The organism is Flavobacterium praedii (assembly GCF_026810365.1).
In the GTDB taxonomy this organism is placed as follows: Bacteria; Bacteroidota; Bacteroidia; order Flavobacteriales; family Flavobacteriaceae; genus Flavobacterium; species Flavobacterium praedii.
Genome location: NZ_CP113948.1, coordinates 495,493 through 516,523 on the forward strand (window position 1 = coordinate 495,493; position 21,031 = coordinate 516,523).

General features: G+C 33.9%; 21 protein-coding genes. 2 read left to right on the forward strand and 19 right to left on the reverse strand.

The features are described from left to right. Window positions 1–122: 122 nt before the first annotated feature. Window positions 123–2,060, forward strand: a complete 1,938-nt coding sequence (gene nagB / locus OYT91_RS02220; RefSeq protein ID WP_281239323.1) for a glucosamine-6-phosphate deaminase — start codon at window positions 123–125, stop codon at window positions 2,058–2,060. Between the two features lie 83 nt (window positions 2,061–2,143). Here nagB and OYT91_RS02225 read toward each other — a convergent pair whose 3' ends face one another. Continuing rightward, window positions 2,144–2,659: a GNAT family N-acetyltransferase gene (locus tag OYT91_RS02225; protein ID WP_281239324.1), complete on the reverse strand. Its 516-nt coding sequence runs from the start codon at window positions 2,657–2,659 to the stop codon at window positions 2,144–2,146. A 161-nt stretch (window positions 2,660–2,820) separates the two neighbouring features. Between OYT91_RS02225 and yaaA the strand changes: the two genes are divergently transcribed. After that, window positions 2,821–3,579 carry a peroxide stress protein YaaA gene (yaaA, locus tag OYT91_RS02230; protein WP_281239325.1) on the forward strand — a complete coding sequence of 253 codons (759 nt, stop codon included), beginning with the start codon at window positions 2,821–2,823 and terminating at the stop codon, window positions 3,577–3,579. A gap of 289 nt (window positions 3,580–3,868) precedes the next feature. Here yaaA and OYT91_RS02235 read toward each other — a convergent pair whose 3' ends face one another. The 18 genes from OYT91_RS02235 to OYT91_RS02320 all read right to left on the reverse strand — a co-directional run bounded on the left by OYT91_RS02235 (window position 3,869) and on the right by OYT91_RS02320 (window position 20,956). Further along, window positions 3,869–5,452: a DHA2 family efflux MFS transporter permease subunit gene (locus tag OYT91_RS02235; RefSeq protein WP_269223251.1), complete on the reverse strand. Its 1,584-nt coding sequence runs from the start codon at window positions 5,450–5,452 to the stop codon at window positions 3,869–3,871. Between the two features lie 251 nt (window positions 5,453–5,703). Then, the gene (locus OYT91_RS02240; protein WP_281239326.1) at window positions 5,704–6,783 is read right to left on the reverse strand and encodes an HlyD family secretion protein; all 1,080 of its coding nucleotides are present in this window, start codon (window positions 6,781–6,783) and stop codon (window positions 5,704–5,706) included. 15 nt (window positions 6,784–6,798) lie between these two features. After that, window positions 6,799–8,118, reverse strand: coding sequence for a TolC family protein (locus OYT91_RS02245; RefSeq protein ID WP_281239327.1), 1,320 nt, complete (start codon window positions 8,116–8,118; stop codon window positions 6,799–6,801). After that, window positions 8,108–8,734 (reverse strand): TetR/AcrR family transcriptional regulator, encoded by a 627-nt coding sequence (locus OYT91_RS02250; RefSeq protein ID WP_281239328.1) that lies wholly within the window; start codon window positions 8,732–8,734, stop codon window positions 8,108–8,110. Before OYT91_RS02250 ends, OYT91_RS02245 begins: the two co-directional genes overlap by 11 nt. Before the next feature lie 225 nt (window positions 8,735–8,959). Then, complete coding sequence (locus tag OYT91_RS02255; RefSeq protein ID WP_281239329.1) at window positions 8,960–9,433, reverse strand: GyrI-like domain-containing protein; 474 nt, start codon at window positions 9,431–9,433, stop codon at window positions 8,960–8,962. Between the two features lie 10 nt (window positions 9,434–9,443). Further along, window positions 9,444–9,896, reverse strand: a complete 453-nt coding sequence (locus OYT91_RS02260; RefSeq protein WP_281239330.1) for a GNAT family N-acetyltransferase — start codon at window positions 9,894–9,896, stop codon at window positions 9,444–9,446. A 20-nt stretch (window positions 9,897–9,916) separates the two neighbouring features. Beyond that, window positions 9,917–10,678: a tryptophan synthase subunit alpha gene (gene trpA, locus OYT91_RS02265; protein WP_281239331.1), complete on the reverse strand. Its 762-nt coding sequence runs from the start codon at window positions 10,676–10,678 to the stop codon at window positions 9,917–9,919. Between the two features lie 56 nt (window positions 10,679–10,734). Beyond that, window positions 10,735–11,055, reverse strand: a complete 321-nt coding sequence (locus OYT91_RS02270; protein ID WP_281239332.1) for a gamma-glutamylcyclotransferase family protein — start codon at window positions 11,053–11,055, stop codon at window positions 10,735–10,737. A gap of 187 nt (window positions 11,056–11,242) precedes the next feature. Continuing rightward, a complete protein-coding gene (trpB, locus tag OYT91_RS02275) occupies window positions 11,243–12,424 on the reverse strand; it encodes a tryptophan synthase subunit beta (RefSeq protein ID WP_281239333.1) in 1,182 nt (393 codons plus the stop codon). 23 nt (window positions 12,425–12,447) lie between these two features. Continuing rightward, complete coding sequence (locus tag OYT91_RS02280) at window positions 12,448–13,062, reverse strand: phosphoribosylanthranilate isomerase (protein WP_281239334.1); 615 nt, start codon at window positions 13,060–13,062, stop codon at window positions 12,448–12,450. Between the two features lie 146 nt (window positions 13,063–13,208). After that, window positions 13,209–13,994: an indole-3-glycerol phosphate synthase TrpC gene (gene trpC, locus OYT91_RS02285; RefSeq protein WP_281239335.1), complete on the reverse strand. Its 786-nt coding sequence runs from the start codon at window positions 13,992–13,994 to the stop codon at window positions 13,209–13,211. A 91-nt stretch (window positions 13,995–14,085) separates the two neighbouring features. Further along, window positions 14,086–14,454, reverse strand: coding sequence for a four helix bundle protein (locus OYT91_RS02290; RefSeq protein ID WP_281239336.1), 369 nt, complete (start codon window positions 14,452–14,454; stop codon window positions 14,086–14,088). A 13-nt stretch (window positions 14,455–14,467) separates the two neighbouring features. Further along, on the reverse strand, window positions 14,468–15,460 hold the full coding sequence (gene trpD / locus OYT91_RS02295) for an anthranilate phosphoribosyltransferase (RefSeq protein WP_281239337.1): 993 nt from the start codon (window positions 15,458–15,460) through the stop codon (window positions 14,468–14,470). A gap of 73 nt (window positions 15,461–15,533) precedes the next feature. Further along, complete coding sequence (locus OYT91_RS02300) at window positions 15,534–16,382, reverse strand: c-type cytochrome (RefSeq protein ID WP_281239338.1); 849 nt, start codon at window positions 16,380–16,382, stop codon at window positions 15,534–15,536. A gap of 30 nt (window positions 16,383–16,412) precedes the next feature. Next, window positions 16,413–16,979 (reverse strand): anthranilate synthase component II, encoded by a 567-nt coding sequence (locus OYT91_RS02305; RefSeq protein ID WP_281239339.1) that lies wholly within the window; start codon window positions 16,977–16,979, stop codon window positions 16,413–16,415. A gap of 70 nt (window positions 16,980–17,049) precedes the next feature. Next, complete coding sequence (locus OYT91_RS02310) at window positions 17,050–18,450, reverse strand: anthranilate synthase component I family protein (RefSeq protein ID WP_281239340.1); 1,401 nt, start codon at window positions 18,448–18,450, stop codon at window positions 17,050–17,052. A gap of 365 nt (window positions 18,451–18,815) precedes the next feature. Continuing rightward, window positions 18,816–19,382: a YceI family protein gene (locus OYT91_RS02315; protein WP_269223239.1), complete on the reverse strand. Its 567-nt coding sequence runs from the start codon at window positions 19,380–19,382 to the stop codon at window positions 18,816–18,818. A 296-nt stretch (window positions 19,383–19,678) separates the two neighbouring features. After that, window positions 19,679–20,956: a beta-helix domain-containing protein gene (locus tag OYT91_RS02320; RefSeq protein ID WP_281239341.1), complete on the reverse strand. Its 1,278-nt coding sequence runs from the start codon at window positions 20,954–20,956 to the stop codon at window positions 19,679–19,681. Window positions 20,957–21,031 lie beyond the last annotated feature (75 nt).

The following is a 21,031-nucleotide window of genomic DNA, read 5'->3' on the forward strand; positions in this document are numbered from 1 at the left end:
AACATCTAAAGGTAACTCTATATTAAAATTAAGTAATAAGAAACAAAAGAAGTATTTTTTACATTTATTCAAAATTTGAAAATTAGTATAAAAAAATATTTAAAAAATAAAAAATTAATAAAATGGCAACTACATTAGAATCAAAAAGAGACATCAGTTATAAAACAGCTGGACAGTTTGAAGAAACACGTTTTGAAAAAATTCACAACGAAATTTTTAAAAATTCATCTGAAGCTTCACTGGTTGTCGCTCAAGAAATTGCAAGTTTAATTCGTTCTAAACAAGAGAAAAAGGAAAAATGTGTATTAGGATTAGCAACGGGTTCTTCCCCTATAAAAGTGTATCAAGAATTGGTTCGCATGCACAAAGAAGAAGGGTTGAGTTTTGCTAATGTGGTGACTTTTAACTTAGATGAATATTATCCGATGCCAAAGGAAAGTAATCAAAGTTACCATTACTTTATGCACCAACATCTTTTCAATCATGTTGATATCAAACCAGAGAATGTGAATATTCCGGATGGAACTGTAGCAATCGAAAATTTAAAACAGTTTTGTATTGATTATGAAATGAAAATTAAAAATGCCGGAGGTCTTGATTTTCAATTGTTAGGAATTGGGCGTACGGGACATGTTGGTTTTAATGAGCCAGGTTCTCATATCAACTCTGGAACTCGTATTATTACTTTAGACCATATTACAAAAATAGATGCCTCCAGTGACTTTAATGGAATCGGGAATGTTCCTAAAAAAGCGATTACTATGGGAGTTTCAACAATCCTTAGATCCAAAAGAATTGTGTTGATGGCTTGGGGACAAAACAAAGCTTCTATTATAAAAAGAACGATTCAAGGGGATATTAGCTCTGAGGTTCCTGCTACTTTTTTGCAAAATCATACCAATACTACTTTTGTGTTAGATGAAGGTGCAGCCTCTGAATTAACAAGGTTAGAGACACCTTGGTTGGTTGGAGAATGTATTTGGACACAAGAATTACAAAGTAAAGCTATTGTATGGTTGTGCCAAAAAACAAATCAATCGATTCTTAAATTAACGGATAGAGATTACAACAACAACGGAATGTCGGATCTTTTGGCCTCCGGAAGCTCAGCCTATGATTTGAATATCAATATGTTTAACGTGTTGCAACATACCATTACAGGATGGCCGGGAGGAAAACCAAACACCGATGATACCTATAGACCAGAACGTTCTACTCCTGCCAAGAAAAGAGTAATCCTGTTTAGTCCACATCCAGATGATGATGTTATTTCTATGGGGGGTACTTTTGCTAAATTAATTAAGCAAGGTCATGATGTGCATGTGGTGTATCAAACTTCTGGAAATATTGCCGTTACAGATGATGAAGCGCTGAAATTTGCCGAAGTATGTAATGATTTTATAGGGGAAAATAAAACTGGAATAGATTTTAAATTGGTGATTGACACTATTAATGCAAAGACGCAAGGTCAAATGGACTCTTTGGAAGTGCGCAAATTAAAAGGTTTAATTAGAAGGAGAGAATCTTTTGCAGGAGTACGATACATTGGGCTGAATGACGAAAATGTTCATTTCCTAGATATGCCGTTTTACGAAACAGGATTGGTTCAAAAAAGTCCATTAGGTGTTGATGACATAGCTATTGTAAAAGATATTATTGCCAAAATAAAACCACACCAAGTGTTCGCTGCCGGCGATCTTGCAGATCCACACGGTACGCATGAAGTATGCTTGAATGCCATTTTTGCAGCTATGAAGGAATTAAAATCAGAACCGTACATGAATGATTGTTGGTTGTGGTTGTACAGAGGTGCTTGGCACGAATGGGATATTCATGATATTGACATGGCTGTTCCTTTAAGTCCAGACGAAGTTTTGACTAAAAGACAAGCCATTTTATGTCATCAATCTCAAAAAGACAGAGTAATGTTTCAAGGAAATGACTCTAGAGAATTTTGGGTACGTGCGGAAGATCGTAACAAAAATACCGCTAAATTATATGATGATTTAGGTCTTGCTGAATATGAAGCGATCGAAGCTTTCAAACGTTTCGACTATTAAAAAATAAGTTTCTCTATAACTAAACCAATCGTGTAATTATACGATTGGTTTTTTTGTAAATTGTAAATTGAACTGAAAATATTTTATTTGATTTCGAGTTTCATTAATAAATCGGTTTGTTTATCATCACCTAATACAAAAACATGTTTGTCAAAAGTGACAAAACCATTTTTGGCATAAAAGTGTAAGGCTCTGTGATTTTCTTCCCAAACGCCTAGCCAAATAAAATCGACAGCTAATTGTTTGGCAATTTTGATGGCTTCATCCAATAATAATTGCCCAATTTTTTTGCCATGAAAAGCTTGTAAAACGTAAATGCGTTGAATTTCTAAAGTAGGTTCTTCAAAATATTCAGTTTGTGCATCTCCTAGGTTTATTTTTAAATAACCAATAGGTTTATTATCAATATATACCAAATAAAAAGGGGAGTTAGGATTGCTGATTTCTATTGTTAATTGGTCTTTACTGAAACTTTCCTGAAGGTATTTCTCGATATTTTCGGGAGTATTTATAGCAGCAAACGTTTCTATAAAAGACAGTTTGCTGATGTTTTGTATAGCAATAAGATCGTCTAAATTGGCCTTCTTGAAATCAATCATTTTGAGGGGGTATTTTTAATTATTTCAAAAATACAAAAAAATAAATTGGCTTTATTTCAATTATCTATGAGTGTATTAAACAATTCAATTCGGAGTTTCTGTATTCTGGTTTTCAATTTGTACTTTTGAAAACACTAAAGAATACGAAAGTACAAACACTTATGAAAATAGTTATTTCTCCTGCCAAATCCTTAAACTTAGAAAAAGAATTACCTACAACACAGTTTACTGCATCTTCTTTTTTGAAAGAATCCAAACAAGTTCATAAAGTTTTAAAGAAAAAAACACCCAAGGAATTATCAGATTTGATGTCAATTTCAGATAAATTGGCTGATTTGAACTGGCAACGCAACCAAGATTGGAGTACACCATTCACTTCAGAAAATGCTCGACCTGCAATTTTTACATTTGATGGAGATGTATATACTGGATTAGATGCATATTCGATTCCAATAGAAAAGTTAGGACAACTTCAGGATCGTTTGCGAATTTTATCGGGTTTGTACGGATATTTAAAGCCATTGGATTTAATGCAACCTTATCGTTTGGAAATGGGAACAAAATTACCCATTGGCGAAAGCAAAAATCTATATGAGTTTTGGAAAAAAAACATAACTGTAGCCTTAAACAAAGAATTACAAAAAGATGAATTATTTATCAATTTAGCAAGCAATGAATATTTTTCGGCGGTGGATGTCAAAGCCTTGAAAGTACCGGTTATTACCCCGGAATTTAAAGATTATAAAGACGGAAAATTAAAAATAATTAGTTTTTTTGCCAAGAAGGCTAGGGGATTGATGGTGCGTTATATTATTGATACTAATGCCCAAACTATTGAGGACTTGAAAGGATTTAATTATGAAGGCTACCTATTTGACGCCAATTTATCCAAAGGGAATAATTTGATTTTTACGAGATAAAGTTCGGATTTTAATTTGAATAGATGATATAAAAAAAAGCTACGAATCTAACTAATGATTAGTGAAATTCGTAGCTAAATTTTTTAATCTTGGCTAAAAAACGAAATCCCTCCCTTTAGCCCCGATAGGAGTGAAAATCCTTTTGTGCCTCCCGATAGTTATCGGGAGGCACAAAAGATTGAAGCGGATAGCGGGACCAATGCCAGCTAAAATAGCCTAATCTTTCTGCTCCAAATTTTTATATTCTAAATTCTAAATTCTGCCTTCTGCAACCTGAATTCTAAAATTCCTAATGCATTGCATCTGCTGGATTCACCTTGTTTTTTCCTTTTTTTATCAAAAGAATAAAAGGAATACAAACTAAAAATAATAGCCCAAGATACATAAAGATATCCATAAAGGACAAAACAGAACTTTGTGTCATTACCTTAAATTCTAAAACTTTATAGGCTTTTGCCAAGGCTTCATTGGCACTGTATCCTTTTGCCATAAAACCCATTTGCAATTGATGTACTGCTTGTTGTACTTCGAACGAGGTTTTATCTAAGTGTGAAACCAGATTGACACGGTGTTCTTGATTGAATCGTGATATATAAGTGGTAATAATAGCAATACCAAAAGAACCTCCTAATTGTCTCATCATTCCTGTAAATGCCGCTCCTTCACCAATGTGTTTTCCTTTTAAGGTTGATAATGATAAAGTGGTTATGGGTACAAATAAAAGACCCAAACCAACTCCTCTAAGGATTAATGGCCAAAACATATGCTCCACTCCAGTGTCTGGTGTTAGTACGCCACGCATTAAAAAAGTAAATAGAAAAAACACAAAGAAACCAACAGCTACCATATAAGCTTGTGGGATCCCTCTTTGAATCATTTTACCAATAAAAGGCATCATAATACCGGTTGTTATCGAACTCGGAATCAATAATAATCCAGCATCTGTAGCACTCCATCCCAAAACCGATTGGGTGTAAATTGGAATAATAAAGGTAGAACCATACAGACCAAAACCAAGGATGAAACACATTATGGTTCCAATTTTTAGATTATTATCCTTAAAAACTTTAAGGTTTACTATGGGATGTTTATAGGTTAGTTCTCTCCAAATAAACAACAATAATCCAAATACGGAAACAACACTTAGAAACACAATTAGCTTGTCATTGAACCAATCGTCTTGTTGGCCGTGTTCAAGTACAAATTGCAAGGATCCTATGAAAGAAGCCAAAAATACAATTCCCCACCAATCCACTTGATTGGCTTTGAGTTTGTCACCATATTTTGGACTTTTGACAAAAATAATTGTTAAAAAAGTTGCAATAATTCCAAGTGGAATATTGATATAAAATATAAAAGGCCAAGAAAAATGATCCACAATATAACCACCCAAAGGCGGGCCTAATGTTGGTCCAACAATAACTCCCATTCCATAAATTGCTTGTGCCATTCCTCTTTTGGCAACAGGGTAACTTTCCGTAATAATTGTTTGTGCTGTTACCAATAGAGCACCTCCACCCAATCCCTGTATGAATCTAAAAGCTACAAGTTCCCATATATTGGTGGCGTTTCCGCACAAAAAGGAAGCTACCGTAAAAATGACAATCGAGGTTGCAAAATAATTACGACGGCCAAATTGTTGTGACAACCAACTCGTCATAGGGATAACAATTACGTTTGCAATAGCATACGCAGTAATTACCCAAGCCACATCCGTTAAGGTAGCACCTAGGCTGCCTCGCATATTGTTTAAAGCTACATTAACAATCGTAGTATCCACAATTTCGAGCATGGCACAAAGCACGCATGTTATTGTAATAATGACCCTTCTAAAGCCGTATTCGACTAAATCGTCTTCTTCGTTTTGTACCATTTTGGATTTTTAAAATATAATGGTTTAAATTTTTTGTTTAGCACTACTTCTAACAGCATTATAATTGGGGCGTGACCCTCCGTAAAAACTACGGGTCGGGCTTTTCGTTCCCGCTTTTTTTTATCCCGAAAAAATACGGGATAAAAAAAGAGCTCCACTGCAATCCCTCACGCAAACCAGCAGACAATCAAGTAAATTGCTGTTAAATCTAGAATTATACTATTTTTTTAAAATTAGTTTCCTGAAATTTATTAATTCAAATGAACATCTACTTCGGCATTCATACCAGGACGAAGCAATTTTATTTTTTCAGGATCATTAGAGGTATTCAAGCTAATTTTTACAGGCAATCGCTGAATCGTTTTTACAAAATTTCCCGTTGCATTGTCTGGTGGAAGTAACGAAAATCGTGATCCAGTTGCTGGAGAAAATGAAGTAATGCATCCTTCAAAATTATAATCTGGATAGGCATCAACTTTTACAGTAACTTTTTGGCCAATAACCATTTTGTTCAACTGTGTTTCTTTAAAATTGGCTACAACCCAAGCTTCACTGTTGTTGATGATATAAAACAACGATTGACCCGCTTGAACCAATTGCCCTGGCTGAATGTCTATTTTGGAAATCTGACCATCTATTGCCGCTGTAACAACGGTATAGGTCAAATTCAGTTTAGCTACTTCTAATAATGCTTTTGCTTTCTTAATATTAGCTGCAGCAACTTCTGTTTGTTTGTTAGAAACTCTTGATTTTGCTTCATAAACAGTTTTCTGGAAAGAACTTGCTTTTTCTTGTTGTTGCAAGATCTGAACTTGGTTCTCCGCTTCTTGTTTGGCAGCTAGCGCTTGTTCATATTGTTGTTTCGTAATCGAATGATTTTTGTATAAATTCTCATAACGCACATAATCACTTGTTGCTCTTCCCAATCTAATTTTGGCAGTCTTTATATTTCCTCCAGCAGATTGTACATTAGCGTTTGATACCGCAACACTTGCCATTGCACTCCCAATGTCTTCTTTGGCTGATTCAAAACCACCTTCAGCACCTAAATAGGCGGCATTTGCTTCTTCAATTTTTAATTGATAATCTCTTTTGTCAATAGTAAATAAAGTATCTCCCTTTTTTACATAGTCATTGTCTTTTACATATACTTTACTTATATATCCCGAAACTCTAGGGATTATTGGGTTCATGTTTTTTTCAATTTGGGCATCATCCGTTTCTTCGTGTGTTTGAGAATGAAGGTATTTTGAAATTCCGTAAGTTCCTCCAGCTAGGATTAAAACCAATAGGATTATAATGAATTTTTTGTTTGTTTTTTTCTTTTCCATGATTATTGGTAGTGGTTATATTTTTGAAAGGTTGAAGGTTTGTGATAGTTGACCTGTTGCCGAAAGCAATTCGTAGTATTTCTGAATGACATCTACTTTTGCAATTGTCTCACTAATTTTTGATTTCAGTTGTTCTACGTCGGCTTCCAGTAAATCATTGGTGTCCGAAAGTCCATTTTCGTATTTGTCTTTAACAATTCGATAATTTTCCGTAGCTTGTTCAACAGCTTGGTTGTAAACTACATCTTGTTTTTGTGCCAAATCATAATTGGTAATGGCTTGTTGTACTTGTATTCGAATATTGTCTTTTAATAATTCTTCAGAGTTTTTTACTTCAAGTGCTTTGCTTTCTGCAATTTTTACCTGAGTTCCATTTTTGATAATACCACTGATATCGTATGATAATCCTACTCCAAAAAACATGGCATTTTCTAATGTAATAATGTTGTTCAAATTTAACGCAGCATATCCTCCAACCAAAGCAACATTTGGATAATAATCTCCTTTGGCCATGCTTACATTGTATTGAGTGGCTTTTTCTTGATATTGTATTGCTTGTAAATCTTTTCGGTTTTCAAAAGCAGGTTGTTCATCCGATGGGACTGAATTCTTTGGAAAGTTAATTAAATCACTTTCTTGAACTTTTATTTTAGTCTCGGTTGGTAATTTCAACAATGTTACCAAATAGTAATTAATGATTGTTTCATTATTTATTGCTTCGTCCAAGGACAACTGAATTTTTGAAACCTGAAGCTGAGATTTCAATAGATCGTTACGGGGAATAATGCCGTTTTTTTCTAGGGCAGTAAAATCAGTTACTCTTTGTTCTGCACTTTTTTGATTTTCCTTTAATAGCTCAATGGTTCTTTGTGTTTTGTACAAATTGGCATAATAGTTTATCACTCTCATGGCTATATCTTCTTTGGTTTTCGATGCCATTGCATTTTCAGCTTGGAATAGATTATCCTGAAGTTTGATGCCATTTTGAATTTTCATCCCTGCAAAAACAGGTACTTTTAAACTGGCTTGGCCAATTAGTAATTGATCAGGTGCAGGAAGTGCTTTTGCTCCTGCATTAAACTGTAAATCAACAGTTGCTTCTGTTAAACGAAGGTATTGACCGGTAATTTTTAAATCAGGATATTGATTGTTTTTAACCGATTGTAATTCTTGTTTTTTGGTTTCCACTTTAGTATTGGCTAATGAAACCTCATTGCTTTTTGTCCAAGCCAATTGTATGGCTTCTTCCAACTTTAAGTTGGTTTTCTCTTGGGCATTTATGGATGTAATCCCAAAGAAGAATCCCCCAATGAATATTATAGAACTAACTTTCATAGGTCAAGAGGGCTTTAATGGTTTGTTGTATGTGCATTGTTAGAGTTGTTTTTATATAGGTATTGTATTTCTCTTCGGTGTTTAATTCTAATAAATTTTCATAAAAAGGTTTATTCATATGAAAATGAAAATAGGTACCAAGAATGGTAGGTGTGATTAGCGGAACTATTATATCTTTTCTAAAAAAACCTTTCTCTTGCCCATCTTGGATAATGGCTTCGAGTGTTTTTAGATTTCCTTTTTTTAACTCGGTAAATGCCTCCATATTAATTTCTCTCTTTTGAGAGGAAAATTCAAAATGTACAATTTTATAAATGCATCTGTTGCCGTTGATTTTATAAATATAAAGTTCAATAAGTTTATTTATTTTTTCAGCAGGATTTAAATCTTCCAGAATTAAATTATCCAATTGTAATTTAATATCTGTTGCACGGTAAATGATGAGCGACTCTAGAAGTTGTTCTTTGGAACCAAAATAATAGGATATCATTGCGATATTTATTTTGGCTTCTTTGGCAATATCTCTAATCGATGTGCCATCAAATCCTTTTTCGGCAAATAGCTTTTCGGCTACTTGAATAATTTGAATTTGTTTGTCGTTAAAGTCAGTTTTCAATGCTTTATTTTTTATTCGATGCGAAATTAAACAACTGTTTAAATTAAACGATTGTTTAATATATTTTTAACATTATTTTAACGGTTTAAAAAAGGCTGTGATTCCCTATAAATTCGGGATCCAGTCTAAATTATGGAAGAATTCAATTTTGAAATAGAAATATTTTTAAGATCTTTTTTAGAAATAATTATGGTAAAATGCTGGAGGTTTATTTTTACTAAATTATTATAATTTCTCCTTGATTGGAATCCAAATTTCTTCTTCTGAGTTGGGGTCTCCTTTTTTGTATTTTGCGCCCAATATTTCAAAATGGGGCCTGTGGTCTAAATTGTATTTTGAGTTGGGAATCCAATTGGTAAAGATATAATCAAAAATTGCAGTACTTTGTCCTTTATGTTCGAAGACTGCATAAAGTCCACCCGTTAAAATGAACGACTCCATTTCGGGGGGAATGTTTTCAAAGCGAGTTACTTCAAGAGTAGCCCATTTCTCAAAATTAGCATTGGGTTTGAAAGCATCAAAATAAGCAATATCATAAACTTGAACCGCTAATAAATCGGAGCTTTTACTGTATAGAATTTCATTACGTCTTGGCATAAAACTTTGCCATAATTCAGAAGTTTTATTATTGACAAGTGACATTTGTAATCGTTTGCCAATTAATTTCTTTTCTGATAAAACTTCAATTCTTGGGTTCATTGTTAATTATTTATTGAATGGATTTTTTTAAGCAAATACTAGTTTTAACATTTTTATATTGATCATAATTTGGAATTATCTCATAACCCGATTTGTGATATAAAGAAATGGCTTCGGGATTGTTTTTCCCTGTTTCCAGAACACAACTGCTATAATGGAGTTCACAGGCCCAGACTTCTAAAGCTGTCAAGACCAAACTAGCAATGCCTTTTCCTCGAAAATCGGGATGCACAAACATTCTTTTTATTTCAACAGTATCCGAATCAAATTCCTTGAAAGCACCACAACCAATAGCAACATCATCCTGATAACAAACGATAACATGATTGATTTTATCGAGTGTATTGTGCTGAGCGTAAAAATCATGATCTTCACCGTCTTTCATTCTTAAAACTTCATCAAGTAAAACGACAAGGTTTTGAAAATCGATGTTTTCGGAAGTTGTTCGTATTGTGGTTGTCATTCCGTTTTTGCTTAAATTATCTATCGAATCGCTTTCACAAACTCTGTAATTTTACCAATTCCATTCTCAGTCAAATGGGTGATAAAGGCACTTCCAATAATGGCTCCTTTGGCAAACTGAGTCGCTTGGTTGAAGGTTTCCGCATTATTAATTCCAAATCCAATTACTTGTGGGTTTTTTAGATTCATGTCGGCAATGCGTTTGAAATAATCTTCTTGGATACTTCCAAAACCAGATTGAGATCCCGTTACACTCGCCGAGCTCACCATATAAATAAATCCATCCGAAACGCTATCAATAAAACGAATGCGTTCTACAGAAGTTTGTGGTGTAATCAAGAAGACATTGATTAATCCGTATTTTTCGAAAGTGGCTTTGTATTGGTCTGCATAGACATCAACTGGAAGATCAGGAATGATTAAGCCATCGATTCCTATTTCGGCACATTTTTTACAAAAATTCTCCACCCCATATTGTAATATTGGATTGAAATAACCCATAATCACTAACGGAATTGTTACGCTTTGGCGAATGTCCTTCAATTGGTCAAATAAAATTTGTGTGGTCATTCCGTTATGCAACGCTTGGGTAGAACTCGCTTGAATGGTTGGTCCATCTGCCAAAGGATCACTAAAGGGCAATCCAATTTCGATCATATCGACACCATTTTTCTCTAAATCCTGAATGATTTGTACGGTGTCATTCAAATTAGGATATCCAGCTGAAAAGTAAATGGAAAGTATCTTTTTATCTTCTTGTAATTTTTGATTTATTCGGTTCATTTTTATATATTTTTTCAGACATTACATCTGTTTTTTTGAATTTTTAGTGTGCTAATTTATATGGCCAAAGTATAAGCCCACGCTTTTTGATTGGATTGCAATTGTACTTCAATGCGTTTATAATGTTTTCCTTCGTAAAGATCGGCTTGATGAAGATCATTCATTGTAACTTCGTATAAAATTCCACTAATGGTATCGTTTGAGTCTTTGGTTTCCATAATGATAGGGTAGTGCACTAATCCAAATTCTTCTTCAATTTGAATTTCACTTAGTTCATAACCAATTAATGTCTCTGGAGTCCCTTGAAGAATACGTCCAAAAAGATTTTCTTGAACATCTGTATCTTGTAAAGTTCCGTAAGTGAATAATTTTTGCATAGATTCTATTTTTTGGAAATGTTAATTGTACCTAAATTTTATATGTTTGTCGAATGCGTGTTAGGGATGGAAGCGGCATCTCCCGATTTAGAAAAACAAGGCTTTTTTGCCGTAGTTTTTGTTAATCGGGAATATAGCGTACAGCCCGACCCGACCTTTTCGGGAGGGAAACACCCCAATTATTATATTACAATTTGAAATAATCAATATAAGTGTTTAAGTCTTTGTCTCCTCTTCCCGAAAGATTAATGACTACGATATCATCTTTTTTGAACTTCATTTCGTCGAGAACGGCAAAGGCATGGGCACTTTCGATGGCTGGAATAATACCTTCCATTTTGGAAAGTTGCAGTCCCCAATCCATAGCCTGCTCATCGGTAATAGAGATGAATTGCGCTCTACCCGAAGCAAACAAATGCGCGTGCATTGGGCCTACACCTGGGTAATCTAGCCCTGCCGAAATGGAATACGGTTCCGTAATTTGACCGTCTGGGGTTTGCATCAAAAGGGTTTTACTTCCGTGAATGATTCCAATTTTTCCCAAAGCGGATGTAGCGGCACTTTCACCTGAATCTACTCCTAAACCAGCTGCTTCGACAGCTATAATATTTACATCTGGATTGTCGAGAAAATGATAATAGGCACCTGCAGCGTTGCTACCACCACCCACACATGCAATCACATAATCTGGGTTTTCACGACCTTCTTTTTCCAGTAATTGTTCTTTGATTTCTTTTGAAATAACCGATTGAAAACGTGCCACCATATCGGGATAAGGATGTGGTCCTACGACTGATCCGATGATGTAATAGGTATCAACTGGGTTGTTAATCCAATCGCGAATGGCTTCGTTAGTAGCGTCTTTCAAGGTTTTAGAACCCGAAAGCGCTGGACGAACTTCGGCGCCGAGCATTTTCATACGTGCTACATTGGGTGCTTGACGCTTGATGTCAATTTCTCCCATGTAGACGATGCATTCTAACCCCATCAAGGCACAAACGGTTGCTGTTGCCACACCATGTTGACCGGCACCCGTTTCGGCAATGATACGTTTTTTGCCCAATCGTTTGGCTAATAAAATTTGCCCAATGGTATTGTTGACTTTGTGTGCACCTGTATGACACAAATCCTCTCTTTTGAGGTAGATTTTGGTATTGTATTGTTCTGATAAACGTTCTGCAAAATACAATGGAGTAGGGCGACCTACGTAATCTTTTAATAGTGCATCAAACTCTGCTTGAAACTCAGGATCTGCTGTTATTTTTAAATAATTTTGACGCAGTTCTTCTACATTTGGGTATAACATTTCGGGAATGTAAGCTCCTCCAAATTCGCCGTAATAGCCTTTTTCGTTGACGTTGTAACTCATTTTTTTTATTTTAAATGATGAATTTAAATTTTAAATGCATCGATTATTTCAATTTTTAAATCTTTCAATATTTTGATATCTTTCAGTCCTGGTTCAATTTCAAATTTACTGTTTATATCGATAGCATAAAGCGGTAAATTGGTTTTCGAAATTTCCTTTATGTTTTTTATTTCTTCGATTCCGATTCCACCACTAAGGAAAAACGGTTTTGAGGATGGATAGTTTTCTAATATTCGCCAATCGAAAGTGATTCCGTTCCCGCCAGGTAATTTTCCTTTGGTATCAAAAAGAAAATAATCACAAACGGATTCGTAGGGTTTTAAAACGCTAAAATCAAAATTTTCATCAGCCGAAAATACTTTGATAATTTCAATTACAGCACCAGATTTAGCTTTTAATTCGGAACAGAATTCAACCGATTCCTGACCGTGTAATTGAATGGCTTGCAAATTGTATTTTGCTATTTTTGTTTCAATTATGGAAATATTTTCATTGACAAAAACCCCAACTTTTTTAATTGATTTTGGTAAATTAGGCATATCTCCGTCAAAATAGCGAGCCGATTTTGGCCAAAATATAAATCCCATATAATCGGGTAGGAGTGAACCTACTTCGAGTATATTGTCGGGGTATTTCATGCCACAGATTTTAATACCACAGCCCCCCAACCCCCGAAGGGGGAGTTCTTGAGCGGATGTTGGTTGCAAATTTGTATTGGTCTGTTTTTCTGAAGATGATTGCATAATGACTAATATTTATTAGTTGCTAATTCCCCCTTCGGGGGTTAGGGGGCTATTTTTTTTATAAATTCCGTTGCTGCTTTTCCTGCATTATCGGTTTTCATAAAGTTTTCTCCAATCAAGAATCCTTTGTATCCGTATGGCTTTAATTCATTTATCGCTTCGACTGATGAAATCCCGCTTTCGGAAACTTTTACAAAATCATTCGGAATTTTTGAGGCCAATTCTTTGCTGAAATCCAAACTTACTTCGAATGTTTTTAGGTTTCTATTATTTACACCAATCATATCTAATGTTGGCATAATCGATTTTTCTAATTCTTCTAAATTATGAACTTCCAATAATACTTCCAATCCTAAACCTTTGGCAAATTCAGATAATGATTTGATTTCGTCTCTAGTCAAAACGGCTGCGATAAGCAAAATCAAATCGGCTCCGTGAGCTTTGGCTTCTAAGATTTGGTATTCGTCTACTATAAATTCTTTTCGCAAAAGCGGAATGTTTACAGAAGCTCTTGCCAAAAGTAAATCGTCTAGAGAACCTCCAAAATATTTTCCATCCGTCAAGACTGAAATCCCGCAAGCACCGGCACTTTCGTATCCTTTTACAACTTCTTCCACAGTGAAACTATAATTAATTTCAGCTTTGGAAGGGGAACGACGTTTGTGTTCTGCAATGATTCCAGAGTTACTGTCTCTTAAGTTTTGACTTAAAGAAATTGTTTTTTTACCAAAGAAAACTGAAGCTTCCAATTGTGAAACTGGAATAATGGATTTTTTGAGAATAACTTCTCTTTTTTTGTCAACTATTATTTTGTCAAGTATGTTCATTTATTTTGATTTAAAGATTGAAAAATTTAAAGATTAAAAAATTTAAAGATTAAAAAATTTAAAGATTAAAAAAATCCAATCTAAGTAAAAATTAGTCTTTGATTTTAGTATTTAAATATTTTATAAAGTTTGATAAGTTTTGTGATATTTCGATACTTGTTTTATAACTTTCTTCAATTTCCATAGGGGCACAAAAACCAAGTTCACGAGATACTATTAACATACTTCGCACTTCTGCACAACTTCCTTTTGAAATTTTCAAATATCGGATTAGTTGCTTATTGTTATTGTATTCTGAACCTTCTGCGATATTGTTGGTAATAGAAATAACTGCTCTTTTTATTTGGTCCTTAAAACCAAACTCTTTTTCAAAATATTTATTTTCTAATAATTTAAAAATCAATTTGGCTAATTGAATTCCCTTTTGGTAAACTTCAAACTCTTCAAATGATTTTGTCATAATCTTTTAATTTTTAAATTATTAAATCTTTCAATTTTTTCAAAGCTAGAAAACCTTTTCCGGATAATAAACTTTCTTTCGCTATTTGAAATCCTTCTAGAGTAGAGCATTTTGTAACGGTAGCAATCGCTATTCCTGCATTGGCACAGACTACATTGTTTTGGGCTTCATTTCCTTTTCCAGAAATAATATTCATAAACATTTCTGCCGATTCTTCGATGGTTTTACCGCCTTCAATTTCGTTTTGTTCCAAAAGCTGAACACCAAAATCAGTAGGATTTAGCATTCTTTCTTGTGTACTGGTTATCATTTTTGTTGGACCAGTCAAAGAAACTTCATCATAACCATCTAATGAGTGTAAAATTGTAAAATTGACTGGCGTGTTTTGATATAAATAACTATACATTCTGGCCAATTCAAGATTGAATACACCTACTAATTGGTTTTGTGGAAACGATGGATTTACCATTGGTCCCAACATATTGAAAAAGGTTTTAACGCCCAATTCTTTTCGAATAGGGCCTACGTTTTTCATAGCAGGGTGAAACAAAGGAGCATGCAAGATAGCAATCCCTGCTTTGTCGATGCATTTTTCAAGAAAATCATTGTCGTTACTGAATTTTACGCCCAATTTCTCCATCACATTACTCGAACCCGAAATGGAAGAAACACCGTAATTTCCGTGTTTGGCCACTTTTATCCCCGCTCCAGCGGCAACAAATGAAGCTAAAGTCGATATGTTGAAAGTGTCTTTCCCATCCCCTCCAGTACCGCACAAATCGATGGTGTTGTAATCGGACAAATCTACTCGAATGCACAATTCCAAAAGCGCTTCCCTAAATCCCGCTAATTCTTCGATGCTAATGCTTCGCATCATATAGACAGTCAAAAATGCTGAAATCTGACTTGGATTGTAACTCCCACTGGAAATATTAACCAATACATTTTTGGCTTCCTCTTTCGAGAGGATCTCGTGATTGATTAATCTATTTAATATATTTTTCATTTTCCTCCCCCAGCCCCCGCCGCCGCGGGGGAGTACCTATTGGGGTAAATAGGGTTTTAATTAATCAATTTAATTATTTTGACTGAACACTGATTACTTTTTTCTTGGACATGTATTTCAAATAATAAACAATTTCTTCAGATTGTTGTTTGGTAATTCCTAATGTTGGCATTTTTACTTTGTTTCTGAAAGCCGCTGGATTGACAATGTAATCGACCAATTCGGTTTCTTTCCAGTACTCGGTTACGTTTTTGGGATAATTTAGTTCCGGTCCCATTTCTCCTCCTATTCCGTTTATGGCGTGACAAGTGATGCACTGTTTTTGAAATAATAGAAAGCCTTTCATTGCTTTTTCATCTTCTTTTGGTTGTAACGCTTCGATATTTTTATTTTTTGACACAAAGTGAAATTTAATAACATTATACGGCCATTTGTATTCTTGATTATCTGATGAAACTGAATCGTAAACCAAATAAAACGGGTCGGCATTCATTTCGTTTCCGTTTTTTATAATCTTTTCCCAATTGGAACCTTTTGGTGCATCAACATCTTTGAATGCCAAATAGGGTTTCGAATTTAAGAATAATTCTAAAGGCATTTCGGGTTTGTAACCATCGATGCATTCAAAAACAATTAGCGTATTTTTCACATCAACTTTTGATAAATCAATTTCATTTTTTAAAAGTTCTAATGCGTTTACAACATGATATTTCTTTGTTTTATGATAAACGGGATCATTAACAATAGTAACAACAGTATCTTTTCCTAGTTTGTTTTTTGCCTTTATAACCAATAAATCCAAAACAATTTCGGGTTGGGCATTAACTAGTGGCTCTGTTTTTTGCTCTTTCTGCTTGGTACAAGAAAGAAACCAAAAAATAAAAAGGCAAGAAATTAAAGAATTGATTTTAACTGTTTTCATACTTTTTGACTGATTACTAATCAATGAATGCTAACTTTTTACCCAGTTTTCCAATATCTTTTTCCCGTTTGGAGTCAATACACTTTCTGGGTGGAATTGAACGCCTCGTACATCATACGTTTTGTGTCTTAATGACATTACTTGACCATTCTCATCGAATGAAGTGGCTTCCAAAACATCCGGTAAATCGGTGTCAACTACCCAAGAATGGTAACGGCCAACTTCAAATTCGTTCCCTAATCCTTCAAATAAAAGTTCATCATTAACAGATGTTTTAACCATTGAAGCCACACCGTGATAGACTTTGTCTAAGTTGGATAGTGTTCCTCCAAAAACTTCTCCAATGGCTTGTTGTCCTAGACATACCCCAAAGATACTTTTGGTAGGGGCATATTTTTGGATAACGGCTTTCAATAATCCAGCTTCGTCTGGTATTCCTGGTCCAGGGGAAAGTAGAATTTTGTCGAAAATTGCTATTTCATCAATATCAAATTCATCGTTTCTGTAAACGGTAACTTCACAATCTAAATCTTCCAGATAATGCACTAAATTATAAGTGAAACTATCGTAATTGTCTATGACTAGTATTTTTTTCATTTTATTTAATGATTTAAAGATTGAAAAATTTAAAGATTAGTAATTTTTCAATCATTCAATTTTTTAATTTTTAAATTTTCTCTGCCAAATCCAACGCTTTATTCAACGCTAGTAATTTATTGTAAACTTCCTGCATTTCGCTTTCTTCGTCTGAACTTGCTACAATTCCAGCACCGGCTTGGGAGTGCAATTGGTGATTTTTGCTAAGAAAAGTTCGAATCATAATTGCGTGATTAAAGTTACCCTCAAAATCCATAAAACCAATGGCTCCACCATAAAAATTACGATTCGTTTTTTCGTAATCTTCTATCAATTGCATGGCTCTGTGTTTGGGTGCTCCGCTCAACGTTCCTGCTGGGAAAGTGTCGGCTACGACTTGCATAGTTGTGGCCTTTTCATGCAAATGCCCGGTCACTTTGGAAACCAAGTGGATAACATGAGAGAAAAACTGCACTTCTCTGTATTTTTCTACATTCACATTATGTCCGTGTCGGCTTAAATCATTTCGAGCCAAATCAACTAACATCACATGTTCGCTATTTTCTTTTTTGTCTTCGGATAAATTTTTGGCCAGAACGGCGTCTTTCTCATCATCACCAGTTCTTTTGAAAGTACCAGCAATAGGATGAATTTCGGCTTTGCGATTTTTGACGATAATTTGTGCTTCGGGTGATGAACCAAATATTTTGAAATCGCCATAATCAAAAAAGAATAGGTAAGGGGATGGATTGATGCTTCTTAAAGCTCTATACACATTGAATTCATCACCTTTGAAACCTTGGGTAAATCTTCTGGATAAAACCAGTTGAAACACATCTCCGCGGAAACAATGCTTTTTGGCCAAAGCCACATTTTGTTTGAATTCCTCGTCGGTTAGGTTCGAAAAACCTTCGCCTTCTTTGGAGAATTTATACGAGGCAATGTTTCTGGATTGTAACAGTTGTTCAATTTCGGATATATTATTTTTTCCGTCCAGACTGTGACAAAATATATACGCTTCGTTTTTAAAGTGGTTGATAGCGATGATGTTTTGGTATACCGCATAATACACATCGGGAATCGAATTGCTATTTTCTTTTTTGGCTATGGTTACTTTTTCAAAATAACGTACTGCATCATAAGAAATGTATCCAAATAAACCATTATTGATGAATTTAAAATCGGTTTTATCAGACTGGAATTGTCCCGAAAAATCTTGGATGATTGCCGGAATATTGGTGTTTGCATCAATAGCAATAGTTTCCGAAGTTCCATCAGGGTATTTTTTAAAGATGGTTTCGTTTTCTATTTTGATCGAGGCAATTGGATTACAACAGATATAAGAAAAGCTATTATCATTACCGTGATAATCGCTACTTTCTAATAATAAGCTGTTTGGGAATTTATCTCTAATTTTAAAATAAACGCTAACAGGTGTTATAGTGTCGGCTAGAATTTGTTTGTAGTTGGTCTGTAGTTTATATGTTTTCATATTTCCTCCCCAGCCCCCTCCAAAGGAGGGGAGTGCCTATTGGGGTAAATAGGTTTTTAATTAATCTTTTTTTTTTAGTTATTAAATTTTTGGTCTTGTCTCCCTTCCCTTTGGGGAGGGTCGGGGTGGGGAACAAAAAAAAAGGCCTGTCGTGATGACAAGCCTTTTATATTTATAGTTCAAATAATACTATAGGAGCTTAGTTCACGACGACTGACGTAAATTGTTCCACCACCAAGTATTGTTTGTTATTGTTTTCATGTTTTATTTTCTTGTTTACAAATATATAAATGATATTTGATTTGACAAAAACATTAAATCAAAAAAAAAGTTTATTTTTTAATGTTTTTGTTAAAATTGTAAAATTAGTAGACCAGAACTACATTTAACTCAAAATCATCATAAATGGTTTTATCGCCTAAATCGTCAAAGAAACTTCCGGAACCGTATTTGATATCATATTTGGTACGGTTTATTTTCAATTCAGCTGTTGCTTTATTATTTGTAACAACCAAATCAAATTGAATGGAGTTTGTAATTCCTTTAATAGTCAAATCGGCATTGATGAGGTAGGTGTTGTTTCCTTTATTGGCAACACTTTTAAAGACTAATGTCGAAGTGGAGAAATTTTCAACGCCAAAAAAATCTTCGGATTTCAAGTGGCCTTCTAATTTTAGTTTAGAACCTCCTTTTTGATCTGTATTGGATAAGGATTTCATGTCTGCTGTAAAACTTCCTCCAGTTACTTTTTTGTCTTTGAAAATGAGGTAACCGTCTTTGAAATTAATCGTTCCTTCGTGTTGACCCGTGATTTTCTTTCCTACCCAATTAATGATGCTTTTGGTGATATCAATTTTACTGGTTTGTGCTATTCCTTTTTGAAATGAAAAAAGAATTACAATCGCGATGAATACTAATTTTAATCTTTTCATATTATTTATAATTAAGTTAATTAAACGATGAAGAGTTAATAGATGTATTTATTTCAATAGTATAAAATTGAAAACTTTGAAATTAATTAATACGGTTTTTGAATTTTTAAATGGGATTAGTAAAGGTACTTTAAATATCTAAATAACAATAGGTATCAGTTTAATAATTAATTATGAAAATTAAAATAATCTCTTTAAAGTATTTAAAATCAGATTAAAAATATATTTAGATCTGGCATTTTTATAAAAAAGCCTGATAAAAATTATCAGGCTCGATTTTATACTTTTGGTAAGAATTATTTTGAACTGGCAAAAGCTTCTGCTTTTTTTATTCTAAAATCAGGTAGATCTTTGATATCGGGTTGAATGTATAATTCTGATTCATATAAACCCGTTAAAACTAAAGAAAAAGTATCTAAATTGTACCAATTTAATAGATCAGGATTTAAAGTTTCATTTTCACTTTGTACAATACCTTTGCAACGGTTGATCTGTATGTTTTGTAAGTTTATTTTTGCTAGATTTGCAGCAACAGCCCCAATTTTACTATCTAATAATACAGCAGAACTAAATCCATCAACAATACTGTTGTTTAAGTTAAAATAGCTTCTCTCTTTTATATAAACAGCTTCTCTCACTAACCCTTGATTATTGTCTTCTGTATTGATAAGAGTCATGTTATTGGCTATAACTTTAGTCAATTTTTTTGTCATATCCGTGTTTTCAATTTTATCGTATGAATCAATTTCAAAACAACGGGAACCTGATTTGTCAGATGAATAAGGGTTGCGAATTGCTATACTGTTCGATATAGTACATTGTACACCTTGCGTGTAATCAAAATCATCATCTGTAGCTCTTAAAGAAACTAAATGGTTGAAAATTACATCTCCACCATAACATTCAAAAGAATCGTCATTTGAGAAGCTAATTTGTATAAAATCGAATTTTGTACCTTTTCCAACACCTGCTAATGACAAACCATTCAATTCTTTTAATGCATTTATTTTATGTCCTGAGAATTCAATTCGGACATATTTAAGAATTCCCGAGTTGCTATTAACATCTTCGCCGCCATAAAAACCTAATGTCGAATCAAAATTAAAATCTAAGAAACTAGATCCGCCTAACTTATTTATTGGAGCATCTCCTAAAATTACAATACCTCCCCAATCCCCAGGTCTTCTTGCAGAAATACTATTACTCGAAGTAAAAACAATTGGTTCTGTAGAAGTACCCTCGGCCATTATTTTTGAACCTTTGGTAATTACAAGTGTTCCGCAAGATTCTTTGTCTCCGCGAATTACAGTGCCAGGTTCAATTGTCAATATAGCTTTATTGGTTATGTAAACGGTGCCTATAAGTTTGTAAGTATTGTTTTTGGTAAGTTTTAGATCTTTATCTATTATTCCAATTAAACTTATGTTAGTCTCTTTATATTCGTGTTTAGATGGTTTGAAGTTAGTCCAATTGGTTAACCAATTATCGGTACTATTAATTCCTATTATTTGTTGAGCATTTAATGTTGTAATTGATAATAAAATAAGTATAACAATGATAAGTTGTTTTTTCATAACGTTTAAGATTGTAGGTTTTTTTGAATTCTGTTGGTGTTTTAGTTTTTTATTCAAAATTACCTTTTCAATGGT

Bases quoted from the DNA above. Each gene is read 5' to 3' on its own strand.
- nagB (WP_281239323.1), top strand. From the start codon at position 123: ATGGCAACTACATTAGAATCAAAAAGAGACATCAGTTATAAAACAGCT.
- OYT91_RS02225 (WP_281239324.1), bottom strand. From the start codon at position 2,659: ATGATTGATTTCAAGAAGGCCAATTTAGACGATCTTATTGCTATACAA.
- yaaA (WP_281239325.1), top strand. From the start codon at position 2,821: ATGAAAATAGTTATTTCTCCTGCCAAATCCTTAAACTTAGAAAAAGAA.
- OYT91_RS02235 (WP_269223251.1), bottom strand. From the start codon at position 5,452: ATGGTACAAAACGAAGAAGACGATTTAGTCGAATACGGCTTTAGAAGG.
- OYT91_RS02240 (WP_281239326.1), bottom strand. From the start codon at position 6,783: ATGGAAAAGAAAAAAACAAACAAAAAATTCATTATAATCCTATTGGTT.
- OYT91_RS02245 (WP_281239327.1), bottom strand. From the start codon at position 8,118: ATGAAAGTTAGTTCTATAATATTCATTGGGGGATTCTTCTTTGGGATT.
- OYT91_RS02255 (WP_281239329.1), bottom strand. From the start codon at position 9,433: ATGAACCCAAGAATTGAAGTTTTATCAGAAAAGAAATTAATTGGCAAA.
- OYT91_RS02260 (WP_281239330.1), bottom strand. From the start codon at position 9,896: ATGACAACCACAATACGAACAACTTCCGAAAACATCGATTTTCAAAAC.
- trpA (WP_281239331.1), bottom strand. From the start codon at position 10,678: ATGAACCGAATAAATCAAAAATTACAAGAAGATAAAAAGATACTTTCC.
- OYT91_RS02270 (WP_281239332.1), bottom strand. From the start codon at position 11,055: ATGCAAAAATTATTCACTTACGGAACTTTACAAGATACAGATGTTCAA.
- trpB (WP_281239333.1), bottom strand. From the start codon at position 12,424: ATGAGTTACAACGTCAACGAAAAAGGCTATTACGGCGAATTTGGAGGA.
- OYT91_RS02280 (WP_281239334.1), bottom strand. From the start codon at position 13,062: ATGAAATACCCCGACAATATACTCGAAGTAGGTTCACTCCTACCCGAT.
- trpC (WP_281239335.1), bottom strand. From the start codon at position 13,994: ATGAACATACTTGACAAAATAATAGTTGACAAAAAAAGAGAAGTTATT.
- OYT91_RS02290 (WP_281239336.1), bottom strand. From the start codon at position 14,454: ATGACAAAATCATTTGAAGAGTTTGAAGTTTACCAAAAGGGAATTCAA.
- trpD (WP_281239337.1), bottom strand. From the start codon at position 15,460: ATGAAAAATATATTAAATAGATTAATCAATCACGAGATCCTCTCGAAA.
- OYT91_RS02300 (WP_281239338.1), bottom strand. From the start codon at position 16,382: ATGAAAACAGTTAAAATCAATTCTTTAATTTCTTGCCTTTTTATTTTT.
- OYT91_RS02305 (WP_281239339.1), bottom strand. From the start codon at position 16,979: ATGAAAAAAATACTAGTCATAGACAATTACGATAGTTTCACTTATAAT.
- OYT91_RS02310 (WP_281239340.1), bottom strand. From the start codon at position 18,450: ATGAAAACATATAAACTACAGACCAACTACAAACAAATTCTAGCCGAC.
- OYT91_RS02315 (WP_269223239.1), bottom strand. From the start codon at position 19,382: ATGAAAAGATTAAAATTAGTATTCATCGCGATTGTAATTCTTTTTTCA.
- OYT91_RS02320 (WP_281239341.1), bottom strand. From the start codon at position 20,956: ATGAAAAAACAACTTATCATTGTTATACTTATTTTATTATCAATTACA.